Raw genomic sequence first — 22,943 nt, 5'->3', positions numbered from 1 at the left:
GTCGTGTCCGGGGCGCTCCGCCGGCCTCAGGAGGCGGAGCGGTAGAGCGTCAGCGCGGCCTGCTCGCGGGTGGCGTAGCCGCATTCCTCGGCGAGGCGGGCGAAGTCGGCAGGGCCCCGCCGCCGCAGGCCGATCCGGCGCCGGAGGGTGCCCGCCCGGCGCGTCTCGATCTCCTCCGCCGGCGTGCGGCCGAGGAACGCGAAAGCCTCCGCGAGCATGCGGGGGCAGACGAGCAGCTCCCGGGCGAGCACCGCGGCGGAGAACGCCGGGTCGCGGTGGCGCGCCTCGATCACCGGGATCGCCTCCGCGTAGACCTGGTCCGCGCTCCGGGTCCGGACCCGCGGAGCGCAGTGCTCGACGATCCCCTCCAGCAGCAGTTCGCTCGCCCGCCTCACGCCGGCGGCCCCGAGCACGGCCGGATCCCCCTCGATCAGGCTGTTGGCGAGGGCACGGGCAGGCGTCCAGACCGACTCGCGCACCGACACGACCTCGTTGATCCGCTCGCGGACCCACCGGTGCTCGAGCACGGCGGCGTCGAAGCTCCAGGTGTACGAGACGGTCGGCCGCCGGTAGTCGATGCGCGCCGGGACCCTGGCGTCGAGGAGCAGGACGCTGTTCGGCGTCGCCTCGAGCACGCCCTCGTCGAGGACGACCTCTCCCCCGCCCTCGACGATCAGGGAGATGTGAACGCCCGCCGGCCTGTCCGCCCTGTCGACCGACGGCGAGGGGGCGACCCTGATCCCGTTCGGCCCCCACACCCGCGTCAGCGCGAGTCCCGGTCCATCCGCTGCGTCCATCCGCAGACCGGGAGCGCCGGTCCCGCGCTCGTACCAGGCGCGAGCGAACGCCTGCATCCGCTCCTCTGCGGCCCCCATCTCCCGCCTCCTCCGCGTCGAACGAACAGAATCCCTCATCTGTCGATCACCGCCGGACGTTCGCACGGATCTCCCAGGCCTCCGCGCCTCGCGCTCGGAATCCGGCCGCACGCCGTCGCCGGACCGGGAGGACGGCCACGGGGACCGTCCCGGTCAGCGGCGCTGGGAGATACGCCACAGCGCGCGGCGAGCGCTCCCCTCGGAGGCGAAGCCCGCCTCCTCGGACGCGCGCGCGAAGTCGGCGGTCGCCAGGGACCGCCCGCCGATCAGGAGCAGGAGGGTGCCCGCCCGGCGCCGCTCGAGCTCGTCGTCGGCCGTCCGCCTGAGGAAGGAGAACGCGCGGGCCAGCGTCAGCTCCGACACCAGGAGCTCGCGGGCGAGCCGGGCGGCGGTGAAGGCGGGATCGCGGTGGCGCTCCTCGATCAGGGCCATGGCCTCCCCGTAGACCTCCTCGGCGCGGGGACGCCTGCGCGGTGCGGAGCCCTCGACCAGCTCCTTCAGGAAGGCCTCGCCCGCCCGGGCGACGGCGGGCTGCTCCGCCAGAGCGGGGTCGCCGTCGAGGAGACCGTTCATCAGCGCCCGCGCCGGGGCCAGGAAGGAGCCGGCGACCGGCAGGACCTCGCCGAGGCGCTCAGCGATCCAGCGCTGCTCCAGCGCCCGCTCGCCGAGCACCCAGGCGTAGATCACGGTCGAGCGGGGGAAGCGCGCCCCGGTCCGCGGCTCCGCGTCGATGACCACCAGATCACCACTGCCGCACTCGAGCATCCGTCCGCCCTGTCGGATGCGTCCTCCGCCCTCGACGACCAGCAGCAGATGCGCGCCCGGCGGGCAGCGCGACTGCGGCTTCTGCTCGAGAACGCAGCCACCGGGGATCCACAGTCTGGCGATCTCGAAGCCGAGCGAGCCCGTCGCCTCGACCCGCAGTCCAGAACGGGCCTCCACGCCGTTCCAGTGCTCGGCCATCCGCCGGTACATCTCGGCCGATCTCGACCTCATCGGGCGCCCCCTCCTCGCGGGCACGCTGACGCCTCACCACGGGAGTGATTCGCAGCCCGCGCGTGCTCCGTTTGTCACGGGACCGGTCACAGCGGACGGCGACGCTCCCGCTCACCGCGCCGGCGGCGCCCCGGCGGCAGCGTGCGACCGACGGGATCACCGGGTCAGGAGGGCGATCGCGACTCGGAGCGGCGCCGGAGCTCACCACTCCCTCCTCACGGCAGCGCCACTTCCTCCTCACCTGCCCCCGAGCGCTTGGGCCGACCGCCCGCCCGCGGGAAGACTCCCCAGCGGTACGGCGCCCGTCGTACCCGCCGAAGCGGCCGAGCGGACGACGACCGTCCTCCGAGCAGGCCGCCGGCGAGAAGACAGACCGAGGAGCTTCACTGTGACTTCCGACAACTCTCCCGCTGAGCAGGGTCCGCTGAGGCGACGCACCGTCGTCGCCGGCGCCACCTGGTCCCTGCCCGTGATCGCCGCAGCGACGGCCACCCCGGCCGCCGCCGCCTCTGCCACGCAGACCCTCGTGTTCAGCTCCATCCCGACCATGATCGCGTGCATGCCCAACACGGCGCCGATCACGCTGACCCTCACCGGCGGCAACGTCGCGAACGTCCCTGTGCGGGTGAACACCCCGCCCGGCTTCCGCTTCGGAGGGAGCGGGACCGACACCTTCGTGACCGACGCGAACGGAGTCGCCACCATCCCCGCCGGCAGCGTCATCGCCGGCCCCTCGACAGGCTCGGCCCTCGCCTTCGGCGGCTCGGCGAAGACGAACGCCCCGTTCCCGGTCCGCCAGACCGGCGACCTGCAGTACAGCACGGGCCTCGCCACTGTTCCCGAGAACTCCGGATTCATCCACACCTCCTCGCAGGGTGTGAACGGCAACGTCTCCGTCAAGGCGAACGGCGACATCTGGCAGTACCGGCGGTCGGACGGCTGGCAGAAGCTCGGCACGGGCGCCTCCACGGAGCCCAGCACGTCCGGGCTCACGCAGCAGCCGGACGGAACCTACAACGCGCACTGGATCAAGGACGGAGTCCTCCAGTACGGCAAGGCGCTTGCGACCGTTCCGAGCAACTCCGGATTCGTCCGCACCTACGGTCAGGGCGCGGACGGGAACGTCTCCATCAAGTCGAACGGCGACGTCTGGCGGTACAACCGCCAGGCCGACGAGTGGACCCTTCTGGGCACCGGCGCCAGCACCGAGCCGAGCGCGGCCGGCATCTCCGCGAACCCGGCCGGGACCCTGAACGTCCACTGGATCAAGAACGGAGTCCTGCAGTACGGCACCGCAGCGGCCACGGTGCCGACCAACTCCGGATTCGTCCGCGTCTACGGCCTCGGCACCCGCGGCACGATCGCCGTGAAGTCGAACGGCGACATCTGGCGGTACACCCCGCAGGGCAACGTCTGGGACCTCGTCGGCACCGGAGCCAGCACCGAGCCGAGCGCCGCCGGACTGACCCAGCGGCCGGGCGGGACGTTCGAGATCCACTGGATCAAGGACGGGGTCCTGCAGTACGGCACCCGGCTCGCGACCGTTCCGGAGAACTCCGGGTTCGTCCGCACCTACGGTCAGGGAGCGGATGGGAACGTCTCCGTGAAGGCGAACGGCGACATCTGGTACTACAGCACGGCGCAGAACACGTGGACCAAGATCGGCTCCGGTGCCAGCACCGGCCCCGATGCGGCCGGGATCACCGCCCGGGGAGACGGCGCGCTGAACCCCCACTGGATCAAGGCGAGAACCGACTGCCGCTGATCCGCGCCCGGCGGCCCTCTCCGCCCGCGTCCTGCCGGACCGCGGGCGAGGAGGGCCGCCTCCGCCCTCCCGCCGAGGACGGGCGCCTCGTCCGAGGAGGAACGCGCCACCCCGTCTCGGCGCCCCTCCCCCGGCCTAACGTGGTCACCGCCCGCGCACCCCGTCCCCGCTGCGAAGGAGCCCGGTGACCGCTTCCGAGCAGCCGGCCGCCCCGCGCGGTCTCGTCGAGACGCTGCAGCTGAGCGGTCCCCGCGTGGAGGCGTGGCTGAGGAGCCTCGGCTGGGCGAGCGACGGAGCTCCGCCCCTGCACCTCGCCGGGGACGTGCTCGCCATCGACGGCTTCCGGCTGAGCCGCCTCTGGCACACACCCGGCACGCTCCGGACCGACCCGCCCCTCCCCGCCCCCGACCGGGCCGAGGTCGACCTCATCGTCCCGGTCGCCGGCGAGATCGTCGTCGACGGCCCTCTCGAGGCCGCTCGTCTGCGGCCCGGCGGGCTCGCCCTCCTCCGACGCGACGACTCCGCTCGGTTCCGGGCGGAGGAGGACTCCGCCTGGCTGGCGCTGAGGACCTCCTGGGGCAGGCTCGGCCTCACGAGCGCACAGTCCGGCGGGCCGTCCTGCACGCTGCTCGCCGCCGACAGCTACAGCGGCGCCTTCGTCTCCCTCGTCAACGCGACCCTCAACGCGGACCTCGCGGCGGGCGATCCCGGCTTCAGCGAGCTGCGCCGGGCGCTCGAGGCGACCGCGTCGGCCCTGATCAAGCAGAGCCTGCCGCCCGCCCGTCCGGAGGACGGACTCGAGGGCGTCCTCCTCCGCGCGATCGCCGTCATCGATGCGGAGGCGGGTGACGCGGACTTCACCGCCGGCGTTCTCGCGATGCGGCTCCGCGTCTCGCGGGCCACGCTGGACCGCGCCTTCCACCGCCGGGGCACGACCGTGGCCGCGACCCTCCGCGAGCGGCGCGTGCACCTCGCCGCGTCGCTGCTCGCCGCGAGCCCGTCGCTCTCGCCCTCGGCTCGCGCGGCCGTGGCCGAGCGGGCCGGCTTCCGGACGCTGAGGGCGATGGACCGCGCGCTGTGCCGTTCGCGCGACGTCGACCGCGGCTGATCCGACCGGACATCGGCGTCCGCGTCGCTCCAGGACGCACTCGGGATTCGTCGAACCGGTTCGCCTCTCCTCTGGAGTGTCGGGAAATGATCCGGTTAGGCTCTTCACGTTGTCGTCAACATAGTGTTACCGTGAACATTGCCGCGTACGAAGCCGGCACACTCCCTCCCCTCAGCAATGGTGCCGACCCTGGAGCAAAGCGCGATGAAGCCTTTCCTGCGACCACTCGTCCTCGTGACGGCCGTGGCCCTCACCGTCCCCCTTCTGACGGCCCAGTCGGCGAGCGCAGCTCCCTCCGACAGCCTCGTCCTGCGCTACGCGCTCGACGAGACGAGCGGCACGACCGTCGCCGACAGCTCGGGCAAGGGCCGCACCGGCACGCTCGTCAACGGAGCCGCTCCTCGCGGAGCCGCGGGCGTCGCCCTCGACGGGACCGACGATTACGTCAAGCTGCCCGACGACCTGCTCGCGGGCCTGAACTCGATCACGGTCAGCACCGAGGTCCTGGTGAACGCGAACCAGGGCACGCCCTACTTCATCTGGGGCCTCGGCAACACGACGAACGGCGCCGGGAACGGCTACCTCTACACGACGGGCAACGGCTACAAGGCCTCGATCGCCACCGGCAACTGGACCACCGAGCAGACCGTCAACTCCAACGCGAACCTCGCGCGCAGCGTCTGGAAGACCCTCACCTACACGCTCGACGACGCGAGCGACACCGCACGCCTCTACCTCGACGGCACCCAGGTCGCGCAGCAGACAGGAGTGACCATCACTCCCGCCGCGATCGGCAACGGCACCACCACCGCGAACGCTATCGGCCGCTCCGTCTACACGGCGGACAAGACCCTCGCCGGCTCGGTCCGCGACTTCCGCGTCTACAGCACGGCGCTCAGCGCGGCCGACGTCGCGACCCTCCAGGCCCCGGACAGCACGCGCGTCTCCCGCGACTCCGCCGCCCTGGACCTCGGGAGCCTCTCCTCGGTCTCCGCGAACCTCACCCTCCCGACGACCGGCCCCAACGGCTCCGCCATCGCCTGGGCCTCGAGCAACTCCGCGGTCGTCTCGACCAGCGGAGTCGTCACGCCGCCCGCGACCGGGGTCGCCTCGGTCGAGCTGACCGCCACGACCACCCGCGGCTCGGCCACGGCCACCCGCACCTTCACCGCCACCGTGCCCGCCAAGGACGTGAACGCCGACGCCCAGAAGGCGCTCGACGCCCTCTCGATCGTCAACTCCGGCGACGTCCGCGGCAACGTGACGCTGCCCGCGAAGGCCGGCTCCTACGACGTCGCCTGGTCCTCCTCGAACACGGCCGTGCTCAGCACGACCGGAGTCGTGAAGCGCCGGTCCGCCGCCACGCCCGTCACACTCACCGCGACGATCGCCGGCACGACCGCGACCCGGCAGCTGCCCGTCACGGTGACCGCGGCTCCCGCGGACCTCGACACCGAGTACGACGCGGGCTACCTCTGGACCCACTTCGCCTCGACCGACTACGAGAAGATCTACTTCGGCTCCAGCACCGACGGTCTGCACTGGTCGAAGCTCAACAACGACAAGGCCGTGCTCGCCAACCTCGGCGGCACCCTCGGCGTCCGCGATCCGCACCTCGTGCGCTCCCCCACCGGCGACGAGTACTGGATCATCGGCACCGACCTGCACGCCGAGGGCACCGCTCCCGGCGGCACCTGGGACCAGACCAACGCGAGCAAGAACCTCGTCGTCTGGCGCTCGACGGACCTCGTGAACTGGAGCGATCAGAGCATCGTCTTCGCCGGCTTCCCCGACGCGGGCAACGTCTGGGCTCCTGAGGCGATCTGGGACGACGCGACCGGCCAGTACTACGTCTACTGGGCCGCCCGCGACAAGACGCTGACCGGCGGGGCCTCCGCCCAGCGCGTCTACGTCTCGACCACGCGCGACTTCGTCGGCTTCTCCACCCCGAAGGTCTGGCTGGACGAGAACCCCGCCGCCGGCGGCGGGAGCCGCGGCAGCATCATCGACACGACCATCGCGAAGGAGGGGGACACGTACTACCGCTTCTCCACCGCCGACTGGCGCACGGTCGTCGACAAGGCCCCGAGTCTCGCCGGCCCCTGGACCCGCGTGATCGGCTTCGGCGAGGAGAAGTCCCGCGGCCTCTCCGACCACCTCGAGGGCCTCACCGTCTACCAGCTGCCCGACGGCCGCTGGGTCGTCATGGGCGACTCGTTCGGCTACTCCGCCTACGTCACCGACACCCTCGCGGACATGCGGTTCACGGCGCTTCCTGTCGGCACCACCGGCGCGAACACGTACTCGTTCTCGAAGCCCTTCCGCCACGGCTCGGTGCTCCGCCTCTCGAGCGCTGAAGAGGCGCGCCTGACGGCCGCCTACGGCACCAGCAGCACCGGCCCCGCCGCGAAGCCGGTCAACGCGGCCGGCGAGATCCTCCGCTACACCTTCGACGGCGGCTCGGGCACCACGGTGCGCGACAGCTCGGGCAACAACCAGAACGGCACGCTGCCCTCGGGTGGCACCTGGAAGGACGGCGCCCTGCAGCTCGACGGCACCGACGACTACGTCAAGCTGCCGAACGACCTGCTCGCCGGAGTGACGGACCTCACCATCCAGTCCGACGTCTGGATCGACCCCGCGCAGGGCGGCGCCTACTTCCTCTACGGCCTGGGCAACACCACGAACGGCGCCGGCGACGGCTACCTCTTCACCTCGGGCAACAACTACCGCACCAGCATCGCGACCGGGAACTACACCACCGAGCAGACCGTCGCCGGCGGCTCGGCCCTCCCCCGCGGCACCTGGGCGCACCTGACGTACACGCTCTCCGGCACCACCGGCACGATCTACCTCGACGGAGTGAAGGTCGCCAGCGGCACCGTCACGACCGACCCGAAGGACATCGGCGGCGGCTCCACCTCGGCGAACTACATCGGGCGCTCGAACTACGACGCCGACAACCGCTTCCGCGGCCAGATCCGCGAGTTCTCGGTCTACAACCGGGCCCTCAGCGCCTCCGAGGTGCTCACCGCCTCCGGCAACACGTCGGCCCTGGTCGACCTGTCGCTCAGCGGCGACGTCCTGAAGACGGCCCCGATCGTCGACTCGGCGAGCAGGACGGTCACCTTCCCGGTGAAGCCGGGGACCGACCTGACGAAGCTCACCCCGACCTTCTCCACCGCGGCCGGCGTCACGGCGAGCCCCGCCTCCGGCACCGTCCGCGACCTCTCCACCCCGCAGACGGTCGTGCTCACGCCCGCCGCCGGCGGCACCGCGACCACCTGGACCCTGAAGGCCGTCGTCATGAAGTCCCCGGTCCTCGCAGGCCTGAACGCCGACCCGAACATCGCGGTCTTCGGCGACACCTACTACCTGTACGCGACCTCGGACGGCTTCGCCGGCTGGGGCGGCAAGACCTTCTACGCCTGGTCCTCGAAGAACCTCATCGACTGGACCCGCTCGGAGCAGCCCTTCCTGACGCTCGACGGCGCGAACGGCAACGTGCCGTGGGCGACCGGCAACGCCTGGGCGCCGACGATCATCGAGAAGAACGGGAAGTACTACTTCTACTTCTCCGGCGAGAACTCCTCGCTGAACCGCAAGACGATCGGAGTCGCCGTCTCGGACAGCCCGATGGGCCCGTTCACGGCGCAGCCGACCGCGATGATCACCAACGGCGAGTCCGTGCGGTCCGGCCAGGCGATCGACCCCGCCGCGTTCACCGACCCGAAGACCGGCAAGAGCTACCTCTTCTGGGGCAACGGCGACCCGCTCTACGGGGAGCTGTCCGACGACATGCTCTCGATCAAGACCGGCACGATCAAGAAGATCAGCGGCCTGACCGACTTCCGCGAGGGTGCGTTCCTGAACTACCGTGACGGTCTGTACCACCTCACCTACTCGATCGACGACACCGGCTCGGAGAACTACAAGGTCGGCTACGCCACCTCGACGAGCGTCGACGGACCGTGGACCTACCGCGGCGTGGTCCTCGAGAAGGACACCTCGCAGGGCATCCTCGCCACGGGCCACAACTCGATCGTCAACGTGCCCGGCACGGACGACTGGTACATCGCCTACCACCGCTTCGCCATCCCCGGCGGAGACGGCCAGCACCGCGAGACGACGATCGACCGGGTGACCTTCGACAAGACGACCGGGCTCATGCAGAAGGTCGTCCCGACCCTCACCAGCGTCGCCGCGCAGACGATCGTCGACACCGCGCCGCTCGCAGCCTCGATCACGGGGAAGGCGACGGTGGGCAGCACGCTGACCGCCTCCGCCTCCTCCCCGTGGACGGCGACCGGCTTCCAGTGGAAGCGCGGCGGGACCGCGATCAGCGGGGCGACGGCGTCGAGCTACACGCTCACCGCCGCCGATCGCGGAGCGACGATCTCGGTGGCCGTGACCGCCGCGAAGCCGCAGTGGACGCCGGCGACGGCCTCCGCCTCCGTCGGCCCCGTGACCGACTCGACACCCGCGATCGCCGTGACCACGACCTCCACGACGCGCTGCGTCGCCGGGAAGATCGTCGTCACCGCGACCGTCACGAACCCGAACGCCTTCGCTGCGAAGATCGTGATCGGCACGACGTGGGGCTCCAAGAGCTTCGCCGACGTCGCTCCCGGCGCCACCGTCTCGGCCGCCTTCACCACCCGGGCGACGAGCGTGACCGACGGATCCGCGACCGCCACGGCGACCGCGTTCGTCAACGGGAAGCCGGCCACGGCCTCCACGACCGCCCCCTACTCCGCGGCAAGCTGCAGCTGACCCGCGGGCACGACCCACACCCACTGAGATCGAGCCGGCGACGACGCCGGCCGGAGAACGGAGAACACCCGACATGAACACCCGATCCCTTCTGATCCGCGGAGCCGCCGGACTGGCCGGAGGCGTCCTCCTGCTCGGAGTCGCCGGAACGGCCTTCGCCGCCGACACCAACTACGGCAGCGACGACGTCGACGTCAACGTCGACATCGCCGACCTCCCCGGGACCGGCGCCCTCTCGATGACCGTCGCCGGCGACTCGACGACCCTGGCCGAGGACGGCTCGGACAACGTCCGCCGCCAGTTCACCGGCACCCTGCCGACCGTCACGGTCACCGACACCCGTGACGCCGAGGACGTCTCCCCCGACTCCGCCTGGTACGTCCTCGGCACCGCCGACGACTTCACCTCGGCCGACGGCTCCATCATCGGCGCCGAGAACCTGGGCTGGGCCCCGGCTCTCGTCGACGGCGGCGAGCTCGGCGAGGTCGCCGCGGGCCAGGTCGTCGACACCGCCATCGACGGCGGCGCCAACGGCCTGGGCCTGAAGAACGAGGAGCTGCTCGCGATCGTCGCCAGCAACTCCCAGCAGGTCAACCCCGAGGGCTCCTGGAGCGCCGACGCCGACCTCTTCCTCCGCACCCCCGTGAACGTGGACGCCGGCGCGTACTCGTCCACCATCACCCTGTCGCTCTTCGAGTGACCCGTCGCGGCCGGGGGACGCACTCCCTCGGCCGCGATCCCACCACGGCCGACGCGGCCGGGCCCGCCCGCCCGGCCGCGTCGTGCTTCCCCCGTGCGACCATGAGGTTCTGATGACTGCTCCGCGCCGCTCCGCCGCTCCCCGCCGCCCGCTCCTCCCCGCGCTGCTCGCGCTGGTCGTCGCCCTCCTCGGCGTGGGGGTCGCTCCGGCGGCCGTCGCGGCCGACGGAGCGATCACCTGGGCGGTCAGCCCCTCCACCGACGGCGTCCCCGACAAGCGCGCGTGGGTCGAGCTCGAGCTCGCCCCCGGCGCGAGCGCCTCGGACGAGGCGGTCGTGCGGAACCTCAGCGACCAGCCCGTGACCTTCAGCATCACCAGCGCCGACGGCTACTTCACCGACACCGGCCGCTTCAACATGCTCAACTCCGACCAGGAGTCGGTCGACGCCGGGCTGTGGATCTCCGCCCCCGAGACCGTGACCGTCGATCCGGGCAGCAGCGGCGTGGTGCCGTTCACCGTGACGGTCCCCGACAACGCCACCCCCGGCGACCACGCCGCCGGCATCGCCGCCTCCGTGCTCTCGCAGGGCACCGAGGCGGGAGGCGCGAACGTCGGAGTGGAGAGCCGCATCGGCTTCCGCGTGATGACCCGCGTGACCGGCGAGGTGACCCCCTCCTTCTCCGTCGAGGACCTGGCCAGCGACTACCGCCTCTCCTGGAACCCGTTCCAGCCCGGCTCCCTCTCGCTCGTCGCCGACGTGGTGAACACCGGCAACGTGCGCCTGCTGCTCGACGGCACGGCGAGCGCCCAGGGCGCCACCGCCCCCGTCGTCGCGGCCGACGCGCCCCAGCAGGAGCTGCTGCCCGGCGACCGGCGCAGCGTCTCGGTGCAGCTCGACGGCATCTGGCCCCTCTTCGGGGTCGGCGCCGACCTGACCATCGCACCGACCGTCGCCGCCGCCGATCAGGAGCCGGTCGCCACCGCTCCCGTGACGGAGTCGATCACGGTCGCCGCCGTGCCGGTCCCGCAGCTGCTCGTGATCCTCGGGGTCGCCCTCATCCTCGCGGCGCTGCTCGCCGGGCGCTCGCGCTCGCGCCGCCGCATCGCCGCCCTGGTGCAGCAGGCCAAGGAGGAGGGCCTGCGCGAGGGCGCGCGCGTCTCCTCCTGAGCACCCCCTCCGCACGCTCCCTCCCCCCTCCCTGCCGCCGAGGGGCCCCGGGCCGTCGAGGGGACCCGCTACACCGGGTTCCCCCGACGGTCCAGGGTTCGCTCACCGCGCGGCCATGCGTCAGAGTGAGCGGATGACCACCACCTCCCTGGAGGCGCCGACTCGGCGTCTCGGCCTCATCGCGCTCATCGCGACCCTCGGCGGCCTCCTCTTCGGCTACGACACCGGCGTCATCAACGGCGCCCTCGAGCCGATGTCGGCCGAGCTGGGCCTCACCGCGCTGACCGAGGGGGTCGTCACCAGCTCGCTCCTCTTCGCCGCCGCGATCGGCGCGATCTCGGGCGGACGCCTCGCCGACGCCCTCGGGAGGCGGACCACGATCCGCCTGCTCGCCGTGCTCTTCCTCGTCGGCGCCCTGGTCTGCGTGGTGGCGCCGGGCTTCGGCGTGATGGTCCTCGGGCGGGCGGTCCTCGGACTGGCCGTCGGCGGCGCCTCGGTGGTCGTGCCGATCTACCTCTCCGAGATCTCCCCCTCCGAGATCCGCGGCTCGCTCGCCGGCCGCAACGAGCTGATGATCGTGATCGGCCAGCTCGCCGCCTTCGTGGCCAACGCCGTCATCGGCACCGTCTGGGGCGAGCTGCCCGGCGTCTGGCGGATCATGCTCGCCGTCGCCGCGCTCCCCGCCGCCGCGCTCCTGCTCGGCATGACCCGGGTCCCGGAGTCGCCGCGCTGGCTGATCGCGCACGGCCGCCGCGACGAGGCGCTCGACGTGCTCACGACCATCCGGACGCCCGACCGGGCCCATGCGGAGGCGGAGACCATCGCCCGCTCGATCGGCGCGAAGGACGGCCCGAGGATCCCCCTGCTGCAGGCGCTGCGCGAGCGCTGGGCGGTGCGCATCCTGCTGGTCGGCATCGGGATCGGAGTCGCCCAGCAGCTCACCGGCATCAACTCGATCATGTACTACGGCCAGTCGGTGCTGAAGGAGGCGGGCTTCGACCACGACGGCGCGCTCGTCGCCAACATCGCACCCGGGGCGATCGCCGTGATCGGCGGCCTGATCGGGCTGCGGCTCATGCAGACGATGAACCGCCGCACGACCCTCCTGCTCGGCTACTCCCTGACCACCGCGATGCACTTCCTGATCGGCATCGCCTCCGTCGCGCTCCCCGTGGGGAACCCGGCGCGGCCGTACGTGATCCTGGTGCTGGTCGTCGCGTTCGTGGGGAGCATGCAGACGTTCCTCAACATCGTCACCTGGGTGATGCTGTCCGAGATCTTCCCGCTGCGGATCCGCGGAGTCGGCGTCGGCATCGCGATCTTCTGCCACTGGATCACGAACGCGGTGCTCGGCCTGTTCTTCCCCACCCTCGTCTCCGGGGTCGGCATCACCGGCACGTTCTTCCTGTTCGGCGCCGTCGGTCTGCTCGCGCTCGTCTTCATCTGGAAGCGCGTGCCCGAGACCCGCGGCCGTGCCCTCGAGGAGGTCGAGGCGGGCGTCGTCTCCGGCGAGCTCCTGCGCCGCTGACGCCCGCCCTCGGGATCCGCCTACTGGTAGGTGACGAGGTCGGGGAGGGGGCGGACCTCGGCCATGGTCTCGGCGGGGGTGAGCATGGGCGCGTCCTCGTCGTAGAAGTTCTTCCAGCCCCAGCCGATGCCCTCGGGGGCGCCCTCGTGCAGCGCGTCCCAGGTCGCCTGCTTGTCGGGCTGCGAGCCCTGGCCGTCGACGTGGATGAGGAACTCCAGCTCGGGCCGGTCACGGCGGATGCTGTCGCGGTCCTGCAGCATCGACAGCCGGAACTGGTGCAGCACGAACATCTTCGGCGGCAGCCCCTCGCTCTGCACCAGGTCGGCCAGCCACTCCGACACGCTGTCGACCTCGGCGGCCGAGACGCGCCCGATCTGCTCCAGCGGCTTCTGGCCGGGCAGCAGGCGCCACTCCGGGTCGAGCGCGAGGCCGACGTTGGGCAGCGTCAGCAGGTCCGCGTACTGCTTGGCCTGGGTGAGGAAGTCGGTCAGCCCCGACTGCAGGTCGAGCACCACGTACATCCCCGCCGCCTGCGCCGCGTCGATGTAGGGGCGGATGTCGGCGGCGTCGAGCTCGTTGGAGTAGTCGCCGTCCTTGCCGGGGTCGCCCGCCGCGACCGTGGTGATGATCTCGAGGCTCGGCACGACCTGCTTGTCGGTGAGCGCCCGGTACGGCTCGGCCACCGCCTCCGCCCGCGCGATCGTGGGCTCGAGGCCCTGCTCCCCCAGCACGCCGAGGACGGGAGCGCCCGGAGTGCCGTAGATCGCGACGAAGAGGTGCCCGCCGAACATCCGCTGGCCGCCGCCCGGCAGCTGCCAGCCGCTCGCGGCCGCGCGCACGGCCCACTCGGGCTCGGGCTGGGCGGCGAGCACGGGGCCGAGCAGCAGCGTGCAGGAGGCGTCGGCCTCGGCGATCGCGGTCACGGCTAGGCCCGAGGCGAGCAGGTCGTCGCCGTCGACCACGGTGACGGGCACGCCGGCCGCGCGGGCGGTCGCCAGTGCGGCGACGTCGGCGTCCTGCGCGCGGGCGAGGGCGTGCAGGCCGGTCAGGGCGTCGGCTCGGGCCGGGAGGGCGCCGAAGGGAGCGTCGGAGGCGGTGGACGGCGCGGCGGCGGCGAGGTCGGCGAGCGCCAGGTCGGTCACGGTCAGGCCGGACGCAGTGCTGAGGGCGGCCGCGTCGGAGGCGGAGGCGACGACGTCGACGCCCTCGGGCGCGGTGACGTCGCCGATCGCGAGCACGCGGGTCACGCCGAGGCGGGCGAACTCGGCGGCGAGGGCGTCGGAGGTCGGAGCGGTGGAGGACGGAGCGACGGACGGGGTGGCGGATCCGGTCGCGGAGTCGGACGGGATCGCCGAATCGGACGGCGTCTTGGAAGCCGTGGATCCCGCGGCCGCGGCGTCCGCGGTCGGGGCGTCCGCGGTCGGGGCGGCCGTCGCTCCGGATCCCGCCGAGCCGACCAGCAGCGGCACGCCCCAGGCGATGCTCACCTGGGCGGCGCGCAGGCGCGACTCGGCGACGTCCTCGACCAGGACGACCAGCGGAGCCGCGGCGAACAGGGCCGCGCTCGCGGCGAGCGCGTCCGGGGCGAGCGCCACCGGCCCGCTCGGAACCGCGGTGCGGGTGCGGGGCGCCTCCTGCCGGGCGTCGTCCGGAGCGGAGGAGTCGGGCGTGCAGGCGCTGAGCAGCGGGAGCACCGCGAGACCGCCGATCACGACGCTGCGGCGCGAGAGCCCGGAGCGGGACGGAACGGAACGGGGTGTCGAGGGCATGGCAGGCCTCTCCTCTCGGAGCCCGATCGGGGCTCTCTGGTGCGTGGCTGGTCCTCTCGACTATCGCAGGCCCGGCGGCGGCGAGCGCCGAGGGGGCCGTCCCGGGCGCGCCTCCGGAGGCCGTCCGGACATGCAGAAGGGGAGCGGCGCCGCAGCACCGCTCCCCTCCGAGAGACTGGATCAGACCGTGCGGGGGGCCTTCGCGAGGTTGGCCTCGAGCTCCTCGCGGTTCTGCCGCACCACGTAGGCGGGGCGGTCGCGCTCGACGCGCCACGACTCGCTCAGCGGCGTGATCGCGACGGTGTCGAAGCCGATCCGGTCGTAGAGGTCGGTCACGAAGTGGATCGCCTCGGGGTAGTCGCTCGACGTCGCGAGAGCGCGGCGGTCGGGCGTGCCGGCCGGGGTGCCGTCGGTGGTGATGTCGGCGGCCATGATGTGGTTGAACGCCTTGACGACCTTCGACTCCGGGAGGTGCTGCTGGAGCATCTCGCTGGTCGTGGTCTCGCCCTTGTCGAGCGCCTCGATGCGGCCGTCGCGCTCGAAGTAGTAGTTGTTCGTGTCGAGGACGATCTTGCCGGCGAGCGGGGCGACCGGCACCTCCTCGAGGTTCTTCAGCGGCACCGTCACCACGGCGATCTCGGCGGCCTCGGCCGCCTCCTGTGCCGTGGCGGCGCGGGCCTTCGGGCCGAGCTCCGCGATGAGGTCGGCGAGGGTCTCGGGGCCGCGCGAGTTCGCGATGACCACCTCGTCCCCGAGGGCGATGACCGCCCGTGCGACCTGGCTGCCGATGTTGCCTGCTCCGATGATTCCGTACGTCGTCATGCTGAGGAGAACGCGGAGGGTGCCCCGGCATTCCGCCCTGCGGCGTTCTCCCACGCCGCACCCAGGTGGGCCCGTCCCTCCAGTAGCCTCGGTCCTCGGGCGCCGCTGCCCGAGAAGGAGTCCGTGATGCCGCAGTACGACCTCCCGCTCGACCTCCTCGAGCAGTACGCCCCCGAGATCGCCGAGCCCGCCGGGTTCGCCGAGTTCTGGCGCGACACGATCGCCGAGGCGAGAGCCGTCGCGACCGAGCCGCGCCTCGAGCGGGTCGACGCCGGCTTCGGACTGCTCGACACCTTCGACGTCACCTACTCCGGCTTCGGCGGCCACCCGATCCGCGCGTGGCTGATCCTCCCCCGCGGCGTCGAGGGCCCCCTCCCCGGGCTCGTGACCTTCATCGGCTACGGAGGCGGCCGCGGGCAGCTCGCGGAGTGGACCGCGATGTCGGCCGCCGGCTACGCGCACCTGGTCATGGACACCCGCGGCCAGGGGTCCGGGCACCGCTCCGGAGCGACGCCCGACCCGGTGGGCAGCGGGCCGCACGTCTCCGGCTTCATGACGCAGGGCATCGAGTCGCCCGCGGAGCACTTCTACCGCCGCGTCTTCACCGACGCCGTCCGCGCGCTCGACGTGCTGCGCGCGCACCCCGCGGTCGACGCCTCCCGCGTGGCCGTCTCGGGCGGCAGCCAGGGAGGCGGGATCGCTCTCGCCGTCACCGGGATCCTGGGTCTGCTCGGCGAGTCGGAGTCGGCGCGCGCCGCGATCGTCGACGTGCCGTTCCTCTCCCACATCCCGCACGCCGTCCGGCTGGTCGACACGATGCCGTACGGCGAGATCGTGCAGTACCTGCACACCCACCGCGGCGCCGAGGCGCGCGTGTTCGACACCCTCTCGTACTTCGACGGCACCTCCTTCGCCCCCTACGCGCAGTCCCCCGCGCTGTTCTCAGTCGCGCTCCGCGACGACATCTGCCCGCCGTCCACCGTCTACGCCTCCTACAACCGCTATGCCGGACCCCGCGAGATCCGCGTCTACCCCTTCAACGGCCACGAGGGCGGCGAGGCGTTCCAGATCGGCGAGCACGTGCGCTTCCTGGGGCGCGAGCTGGCGTAGGAGGAGGAGCCGCCCGGTTGGCGGACGGGGGCGGTGCGCCCCGGCGCATCACCCGTTCCGACTCTCGATCGTCGCGCTGCCGATGCGGTCCTCGAGGTCGGCCAGCTCGTCGAGGACGTCGCCGACCACCCAGACCTGCCGGGCGCCTCGACGGGCGTCGCATTGTGACGCCGTGCGTCGCGCTCGGTACCCGTTCGCTGCTCTTCTGGGCACTATCGACTCCATGACCCGCCAGATCCGCTTCAACGCCTTCGACATGAACTGCGTCGCCCATCAGTCCTCGGGCATGTGGCGCCACCCCCAGGACCAGTCCTGGCGCTACAAGGACCTCTCGTACTGGACCGACCTGGCGAAGCTGCTCGAGCGCGGCACGTTCGACGGCATCTTCATCGCCGACGTGCTCGGCACCTACGACGTCTACGGCGGCTCGAACGAGGCGGCGATCCGCCACGGCGCGCAGGTCCCCGTCAACGACCCGATCCTCCTCGTCTCGGCGATGGCCGCCGCGACCGAGCACCTCGGCTTCGGCATCACCGCGGGCACCGCCTACGAGCACCCGTACCCGTTCGCGCGGCGCATGTCGACGCTCGACCACCTGACGAAAGGCCGCGTGGGCTGGAACGTCGTCACCGGCTACCTCCCCAGCGCCGCCCGCAACATGGGCCACGAGGACCAGCTCGAGCACGACGACCGCTACGACGTCGCCGACGAGTACCTCGAGGTGCTCTACAAGCTGTGGGAGGGGTCGTGGGAGGACGACGCGGTCGTCCGCGACCGCGAGTCCGGCGTGTTCACCGACCCGGCGAAGGTGCACGAGATCGGGCACCGCGGCAAGAACTTCACCGTCCCCGGCATCCACCTCTCGGAGCCGTCGGTGCAGCGGACCCCCGTCATCTACCAGGCGGGAGCGTCGCCGCGCGGCATCCGCTTCGCGGCGGGCAACGCGGAGGCGATCTTCGTCGCGTCCTCGACGAAGGCCGGCCTGAAGGCGACCGTCTCGCGCATCCGCGACGCCCTCGAGGCGGCCGGCCGCGACCGCTACTCCGCGAAGATCTACACGCTGCTGACGATCATCACCGCCGAGACCAGCGAGGCCGCGCACGAGAAGCACCGCGACTACCTCTCCTACGGGAGCGAGGAGGGGGCGCTGGTCTTCATGTCGGGCTGGATGGGCATCGACCTGTCGCAGTACGACCTCGACGAGCCGATCGGCAACGTGAAGAGCAACGCGATCCAGTCGGCCGTCGCCAACTTCCAGGAGGCGAACGAGGACGGCTCGGAGTGGAAGGTCCGTGACATCGCCAAGCTCAGCGTGATCGGCGGGCTCGGCCCGTTCGTCGTCGGCTCGCCCGCGGAGGTCGCCGACCACCTGCAGGAGTGGGTCGAGGAGACCGACGTGGACGGGTTCAACCTCGCCTACGCGATCACACCCGGCACCTTCGAGGACGTGGTGGAGTTCATCGTGCCGGAGCTGCGCCGCCGCGGCGCGTACCCGGAAGAGTACGTCGAGGGCAGCCTCCGCCAGAAGCTGCACGGCCGCGGCGACCGGCTGCCGGAGGAGCACCTCGGCGCCGGCTTCCGCTACGCGCCGGCGGCGGTCTGACGACAGGGGGCGCCGGGCGGCCGGTGGGGGCGGGGGTCTCCATAGGCCGCTCCGCGGCCGCGCCGGACGCACGAGCACCCCGCCGCGATGCGCGACGGGGTGCTCGGGACGTGCGGAGGGGCTCAGCCCTCGAAGGTGGCGTCGAGCGTGATGTCGACCCCGGTGAGCGCCTTGCTGACGGGGCAGGTCTCCTTGGCCTCGTCGGCGGCCTTGAGGAAGGCGGCCTCGTCGATGCCGGAGACCTCGCCGCTCACGACGAGCTTGATGCCGGTGAGCTTGAATCCGCCGGCCGAGTCCGGGCCGAGCGAGACGTCGGCGCGGACGTCGAGCGCCTCGACGGTGCCGCCGGCCTGGCCGAGGACGGCCGAGAACTGCATCGCGTAGCAGGCGGAGTGGGCGGCCGCGAGGAGCTCCTCGGGGCTGGTCGAGCCGTTGGCGTCGTCGGCGGCGCGCTTGGGGAACGAGACGTCGTAGGTGCCGATCTTCGAGCTCGAGAGCTCGACCTGGCCCTCGCCGGTCTCGAGCGAGCCGTTCCAGGCGGTGCGTGCGGTACGAGTGGGCATGAGTCCTCCTTGGGGGGCGGGGAGAACAGTAGAACGATCGTTCTCCCCTGATGCGCCGAGCCTAGGCGGAACGCGCGGCGTCCTGCAACCACCGGCCTCGGACCCTCGGCGAGATGCCAGTCCGGCGCGCCTCCGTCGGCGTGTCGCGTACGGGAGCGGCCTGTCGCGGAGGAGAGGACGGCCGCCAGGTCAGTGCACGAGCCTCAGGCCGACGACGCAGCCGACGATCCCGAGGACCAGCAGCGTACGCACGAGCGAGAAGCCCTCGCCGCCGAAGAACATGCCGTAGAGCACGGTCAGCGAAGCGCCGATCCCGACCCAGACCGCGTACGCGGTGCCGGTGGGCAGCTCGCGCATCGCGTAGGCGAGGCCGGCCATGCTCGCGACGACGCCGACTCCGAAGACGACCGACGGGCCGAGCCGCGTGAAGCCCTCCGACTTGCCGAGGGCGGTGGCCCACACGGCCTCGAGGACACCGGAGAGGATGAGGACGATCCAGGACATGACAACTCCTACGAGTCAGTCTTGTCGCGTTCCGGGTACTGCTCCCTCGTCCGGTCGCCGTCATCGGCTCCGGACAGTCTGCCCGTGCGCGCTGGGCAGGCCCTGGGCAGCGCGCGGCGGGGGCGGAGCCGCCGCGACCGCGACTCCGCCCGCCGCCGTCAGCGCGGCTGAGCCGGGTTCGTCGGCACTCCGTGCGAGGGCGGATTGATCGGCGGACCGGACGTCGCCGGCGAGACCGGCGATCCGGACGACGAGCGGGACACCTCGGGCAGCGACTCCGGCACGCTGCCTGCCGGCTCCGCTCCCCCGCGCAGCTGCTCGAGACGCGAGTGCAGGATCGTCGTCACCGGCAGGCGGTGCCCGTGCGCCTCCTCGTAGGCGAGCAGCGCGCCGAGGCCGGCCTCGTCGAGCGGGCGGATGCGCTCCGCGAGCGTGGCGAGCGGGATGTCGTTCCAGTCGGGGAGCGGCAGCTCCTCGCGGGAGGGTGTGTCGGTCATTCGTGCTCCTTCCGTTCCCTCCATCCCACGCCTCGGACGGCCGTCCGCCCAGGGGCTTGACCGATCGCGCGGCGGTCGGGAGGGACGGTCCGGCGGAGCGGCGGCCCCGCCGGGACCGTCAGCGGATCAGGCGGTGCGGCGGGAGGAGCGGCGGGTCGCCAGGTGCACGAGGACTCCGACCACGAGGAGGATCCCCGCGTAGAGCCAGACGATCGGGTCCTGCTGGCTGAGGAGCAGCACGCACGAGGCGACGCCGAGCACGGGGATCGCCGTCCACACGCGGAAGTGGTCGTGCTCGACCTTGTCGCGCCGCAGCACGAGCACCGAGACGTTCGTGCTGATGAACACCAGCAGGAGGAGCAGCACCACGGTCTCGGCGAGGGTCGCCAGATCGCCGACCAGGGTCAGGAGGCATGCGGCCAGCGTGGTCACCGCGATGGCCACCCACGGCGTGCGGCGCTTCGGCAGCACCCGGCCGAGCACGTCCGGGAGGAGGCCGTCCTTCGCCATGCCGTAGGTGACGCGGCTCGCCATGATCATGGTCAGCAGCGCTCCGTTGGCGACCGCGACGAGCGCGATCAGGCTGAACAGCCACGCCGGCACCCCGGCTCCGCTCGCCGTCACGACGTCGAGCAGCGGGGCGGAGGATCCGGACAGCTCGTCGGCGGGCAGCGCGATCGAGCTCGCGAGGCCGACCAGGACGTACACCGCACCGGCCGTCAGCAGCGAGCCGAACAGCGCGCGCGGGTAGACGCGGCTGGGGTCGCGGATCTCCTCGGCGATGTTGGCCGAGGTCTCGAAGCCGACGAAGGAGTAGTACGCGATGATCGCCGCGCCGAGCACCGCCAGCGCCGGCGCCTGCTCGGAGCTGAGCTCTACCGTGCGGGCGAGGTCGCCGCCTCCGCCCGCCACGAGCAGCGCGACGCATCCGATCACGATCAGCAGGCCGCCGACCTCGATCACGGTCATCACCGTGTTGCTGAGCAGCGACTCCGCGACGCCCCGCCCATTGAGGCACGCGACGAGGATCAGGAAGACGATGGCCGTCGGCACGGTCGGCACGTCGAGGAAGGTGCCGAGGTAGTCGCCGGCGAACGCGAGCGACAGGCCGGCCGCGCTGGTCACTCCGGCCGCGAGCATGGCGAAGCCGACCAGGAACGAGACGATCGGGCGCTTGAAGGCCCGCTGCGCGAACACCGCCGCGCCTCCCGCCTTCGGGTACTTGGTCACCAGCTCGGCGTAGGAGCCGGCGGTCAGCAGCGCGAGGCCGAGCGCGAGCAGGAGGGGCATCCAGACGGCACCGCCGACCTCCGCCGAGAGCGTGCCCATGAGGGCGTAGATGCCCGCGCCGAGGACGTCGCCGAGGATGAAGAAGTAGAGCAGCGCGCCGGTGATGCGGCGGCGCAAGGAGGTGCCGCCGGCCTCTCCGGTCGCGGGGGCGTCGCTCGTGGTGGCCATGTCGTCCTCTCGTCGCGCGCCCGGGAGCGAGCACGACGGGCCACGCTAGGGAGGAGGGGGCCGGGAGGTCGAGAAGGTTGACCGGGCGGGGTCGAGGGCGCTACACCCGCGGGACGGGGCGTCTGCGGAGCGGGCGCCTGCGAGCCGGGCGCGACTTGCGGGCCCGGCGCCTTCCGCGGGCCGGGCGCGTTCCCCGATCGGGCACGGCATGCCGCGCCCCGCGCCGGCCGTCAGCCGAGGACGACGTGCTCCCCGCCGCGCTGCTCGGCGATCTCCTCGCCGACCTCCTCCGCCTCCTGGCGCGACTCGTGGTGGCTCAGCGGGACCCGGGCGTGGGCGATGCGGTTGTGCCAGCCCTGCTCGTCGGAGTAGGTCTCGATGGGGAGGACGGTCGTGGTGCTCATGGTGCTCCTTCGTAGTGGTCCCTCCATGGCACCTCGCGCCCCCCGCCGCTCGGGAGAGGGTTGACGCGAGCCCGTGTCTCGAGCAGGACCAAGGCGTCTCGGCGGTCCAGCAGCGAGCGGCGGCGGCGCGGCGGGTCAGGGCGAGACCATGCCGCCGTTCACGTTGAGGGTCTCGCCGGCGACGAAGCTCGACTCGGCGGACGCCAGGAACACGTAGGCCGGGGCCTGCTCGGCGGGCTGCGCGGCACGGCCCATCGGCGACTCGCTGGAGCCGAAGTCGGGCAGGCTCTCGGGGTCGACGCCGCCGCTCACCTGCAGGGCGGTCCACGTCGGGCCGGGCGCCACGACGTTCACGCGGATGCCCTTCGCGGCGAGCTGCTGCGCCAGGCCCTTCGAGAGGTTGTTGATCGCGCCCTTCGTCATCGCGTAGTCGAGGCGGTCGGGGGCGGGCTTGTGCGCCTCCGCCGACGCCGTGTTGATGATGGTGGCGCCCGCGGGCAGGTGCGGGAGGGCCGCGCGGATGATCCGGAACGGAGCGAAGACGTTGACCGCGAAGGTCGCCTCGAACTGCTCGTCGGTGATGTCGAGCAGGTCCTCCTTCCAGATCTGCTTGCCGGCCACGTTGACCACCGCGTCGAGCCCGCCGAGGCCCTCGACCGCCTCCGCCACGAGCCGCGTGCAGTACTCGGCACTCGTGAGATCGCCGGGGATCGGCACGGCGGTGCGCCCCTCCGCGCGGATCAGCCCGATCACGTGCTGCGCGTCCTCCTCCTCGCTCGGGAGGTAGGCGAGGGCGACGTCGGCCCCCTCGCGGGCGAAGGCGATGGCCACGGCGGCGCCGATCCCGGAGTCGGCTCCCGTGATGAGCGCGCGGCGGCCCGCGAGTCGGCCGGTGCCGCGGTAGCTCTCCTCGCCGAGGTCCGGCACCGGGGTCATCCGCGACTGCAGCCCGGGCTCGGGCTGCTGCTGGACCGGCGGAGTCACATCCGGGTACCGGGTGGCGGGGTTCGTGAACGTGTCCTGGTCGGGCATGGCTCCTCCGTCCGCGGCACCCGGATCGGGCCGCTCCCCTCCATCCCAGTCGAGCCGCGCCTCCGGGGCCACCCCGTGCACGGGCGGGCGGCGCTGTGGTAGCCGGCGCCGCGCCTGCTCGGAGGACCGGCACGGCGACCCGGACGTGCCGGTGCCCCGCTCCGCGGATGAACACCGGACGACAGTGGGCTCCCCCACGCGCCGACGCCGCGCGGGCGTGCGGGAGCCCACTGTCGTCCGGTGTTCATCCGCGGAGCGGGGCACCGGC

At 72.4% G+C, this 22,943-nt stretch carries 19 protein-coding genes and 1 riboswitch; of the genes, 8 read left to right on the top strand and 11 right to left on the bottom strand.

Annotated elements, in window-relative coordinates:
- Positions 1–26: 26 nt before the first annotated feature.
- Positions 27–875 (bottom strand): hypothetical protein, encoded by an 849-nt coding sequence (locus tag C5B95_RS13905; protein WP_104349433.1) that lies wholly within the window; start codon positions 873–875, stop codon positions 27–29.
- Between the two features lie 153 nt (positions 876–1,028).
- The gene (locus C5B95_RS13900; RefSeq protein WP_104349432.1) at positions 1,029–1,871 is read right to left on the bottom strand and encodes a hypothetical protein; all 843 of its coding nucleotides are present in this window, start codon (positions 1,869–1,871) and stop codon (positions 1,029–1,031) included.
- Between the two features lie 388 nt (positions 1,872–2,259).
- Between C5B95_RS13900 and C5B95_RS13895 the strand changes: the two genes are divergently transcribed.
- The 6 genes from C5B95_RS13895 (at position 2,260) to C5B95_RS13870 (ending at position 12,913) form a co-directional block, all read left to right on the top strand.
- Positions 2,260–3,636, top strand: a complete 1,377-nt coding sequence (locus C5B95_RS13895) for a hypothetical protein (protein WP_104267488.1) — start codon at positions 2,260–2,262, stop codon at positions 3,634–3,636.
- A 184-nt stretch (positions 3,637–3,820) separates the two neighbouring features.
- Entirely contained in the window at positions 3,821–4,744 is a 924-nt protein-coding gene (locus tag C5B95_RS13890; protein ID WP_104349431.1) for a helix-turn-helix domain-containing protein, read from the top strand.
- A 204-nt stretch (positions 4,745–4,948) separates the two neighbouring features.
- Complete coding sequence (locus tag C5B95_RS13885) at positions 4,949–9,517, top strand: family 43 glycosylhydrolase (protein WP_181068087.1); 4,569 nt, start codon at positions 4,949–4,951, stop codon at positions 9,515–9,517.
- Between the two features lie 73 nt (positions 9,518–9,590).
- Positions 9,591–10,217, top strand: coding sequence for a hypothetical protein (locus tag C5B95_RS13880; RefSeq protein WP_104349429.1), 627 nt, complete (start codon positions 9,591–9,593; stop codon positions 10,215–10,217).
- Positions 10,218–10,329: 112 nt separating this feature from the next.
- On the top strand, positions 10,330–11,385 hold the full coding sequence (locus tag C5B95_RS13875) for a WxL protein peptidoglycan domain-containing protein (RefSeq protein WP_104234333.1): 1,056 nt from the start codon (positions 10,330–10,332) through the stop codon (positions 11,383–11,385).
- A gap of 133 nt (positions 11,386–11,518) precedes the next feature.
- Positions 11,519–12,913: a sugar porter family MFS transporter gene (locus C5B95_RS13870; RefSeq protein WP_258060020.1), complete on the top strand. Its 1,395-nt coding sequence runs from the start codon at positions 11,519–11,521 to the stop codon at positions 12,911–12,913.
- A gap of 20 nt (positions 12,914–12,933) precedes the next feature.
- Here the strand turns inward: C5B95_RS13870 and C5B95_RS13865 are convergent, their stop codons facing one another.
- Together C5B95_RS13865 and C5B95_RS13860 are read right to left on the bottom strand one after the other, a co-directional pair.
- Positions 12,934–14,682 (bottom strand): hypothetical protein, encoded by a 1,749-nt coding sequence (locus C5B95_RS13865; RefSeq protein WP_104349428.1) that lies wholly within the window; start codon positions 14,680–14,682, stop codon positions 12,934–12,936.
- A 180-nt stretch (positions 14,683–14,862) separates the two neighbouring features.
- A complete protein-coding gene (locus tag C5B95_RS13860) occupies positions 14,863–15,504 on the bottom strand; it encodes an NADPH-dependent F420 reductase (protein ID WP_104227021.1) in 642 nt (213 codons plus the stop codon).
- 126 nt (positions 15,505–15,630) lie between these two features.
- Here C5B95_RS13860 and C5B95_RS13855 point away from each other — a divergent pair, with 126 nt between their 5' ends.
- A complete protein-coding gene (locus tag C5B95_RS13855; RefSeq protein WP_104222380.1) occupies positions 15,631–16,614 on the top strand; it encodes an acetylxylan esterase in 984 nt (327 codons plus the stop codon).
- 48 nt (positions 16,615–16,662) lie between these two features.
- Here C5B95_RS13855 and C5B95_RS17600 read toward each other — a convergent pair whose 3' ends face one another.
- Positions 16,663–16,827 carry a hypothetical protein gene (locus tag C5B95_RS17600; protein WP_181068086.1) on the bottom strand — a complete coding sequence of 55 codons (165 nt, stop codon included), beginning with the start codon at positions 16,825–16,827 and terminating at the stop codon, positions 16,663–16,665.
- Positions 16,828–16,837: 10 nt separating this feature from the next.
- On the opposite strand from C5B95_RS17600, the gene C5B95_RS13850 reads away from it, so the two are divergent.
- Complete coding sequence (locus C5B95_RS13850; protein WP_104247810.1) at positions 16,838–18,217, top strand: LLM class flavin-dependent oxidoreductase; 1,380 nt, start codon at positions 16,838–16,840, stop codon at positions 18,215–18,217.
- 122 nt (positions 18,218–18,339) lie between these two features.
- On the opposite strand, the gene C5B95_RS13845 is transcribed toward C5B95_RS13850, so the two are convergent.
- From C5B95_RS13845 to C5B95_RS13820, 6 genes are all read right to left on the bottom strand, one after another.
- Positions 18,340–18,780, bottom strand: a complete 441-nt coding sequence (locus C5B95_RS13845; RefSeq protein ID WP_104247811.1) for an OsmC family peroxiredoxin — start codon at positions 18,778–18,780, stop codon at positions 18,340–18,342.
- Between the two features lie 189 nt (positions 18,781–18,969).
- Positions 18,970–19,284, bottom strand: a complete 315-nt coding sequence (locus C5B95_RS13840) for a multidrug efflux SMR transporter (protein ID WP_104349427.1) — start codon at positions 19,282–19,284, stop codon at positions 18,970–18,972.
- A gap of 9 nt (positions 19,285–19,293) precedes the next feature.
- A riboswitch (guanidine-III (ykkC-III) riboswitch) is annotated at positions 19,294–19,357 on the bottom strand.
- A gap of 85 nt (positions 19,358–19,442) precedes the next feature.
- Positions 19,443–19,781, bottom strand: coding sequence for a hypothetical protein (locus C5B95_RS13835; RefSeq protein ID WP_104349426.1), 339 nt, complete (start codon positions 19,779–19,781; stop codon positions 19,443–19,445).
- A 126-nt stretch (positions 19,782–19,907) separates the two neighbouring features.
- Positions 19,908–21,239, bottom strand: coding sequence for an APC family permease (locus tag C5B95_RS13830; protein WP_104349425.1), 1,332 nt, complete (start codon positions 21,237–21,239; stop codon positions 19,908–19,910).
- A 230-nt stretch (positions 21,240–21,469) separates the two neighbouring features.
- Positions 21,470–21,643, bottom strand: a complete 174-nt coding sequence (locus C5B95_RS13825; RefSeq protein WP_159940661.1) for a DUF2188 domain-containing protein — start codon at positions 21,641–21,643, stop codon at positions 21,470–21,472.
- Positions 21,644–21,778: 135 nt separating this feature from the next.
- Positions 21,779–22,675, bottom strand: coding sequence for an SDR family oxidoreductase (locus C5B95_RS13820; RefSeq protein WP_104349424.1), 897 nt, complete (start codon positions 22,673–22,675; stop codon positions 21,779–21,781).
- Between the last annotated feature and the right edge of the window lie 268 nt (positions 22,676–22,943).

The sequence above is a fragment of the Rathayibacter sp. AY1A7 genome, from assembly GCF_002930845.1.
Classification (GTDB): domain Bacteria; phylum Actinomycetota; class Actinomycetes; order Actinomycetales; family Microbacteriaceae; genus Rathayibacter.
This window is presented reverse-complemented; position numbering and strand designations above follow the sequence as displayed.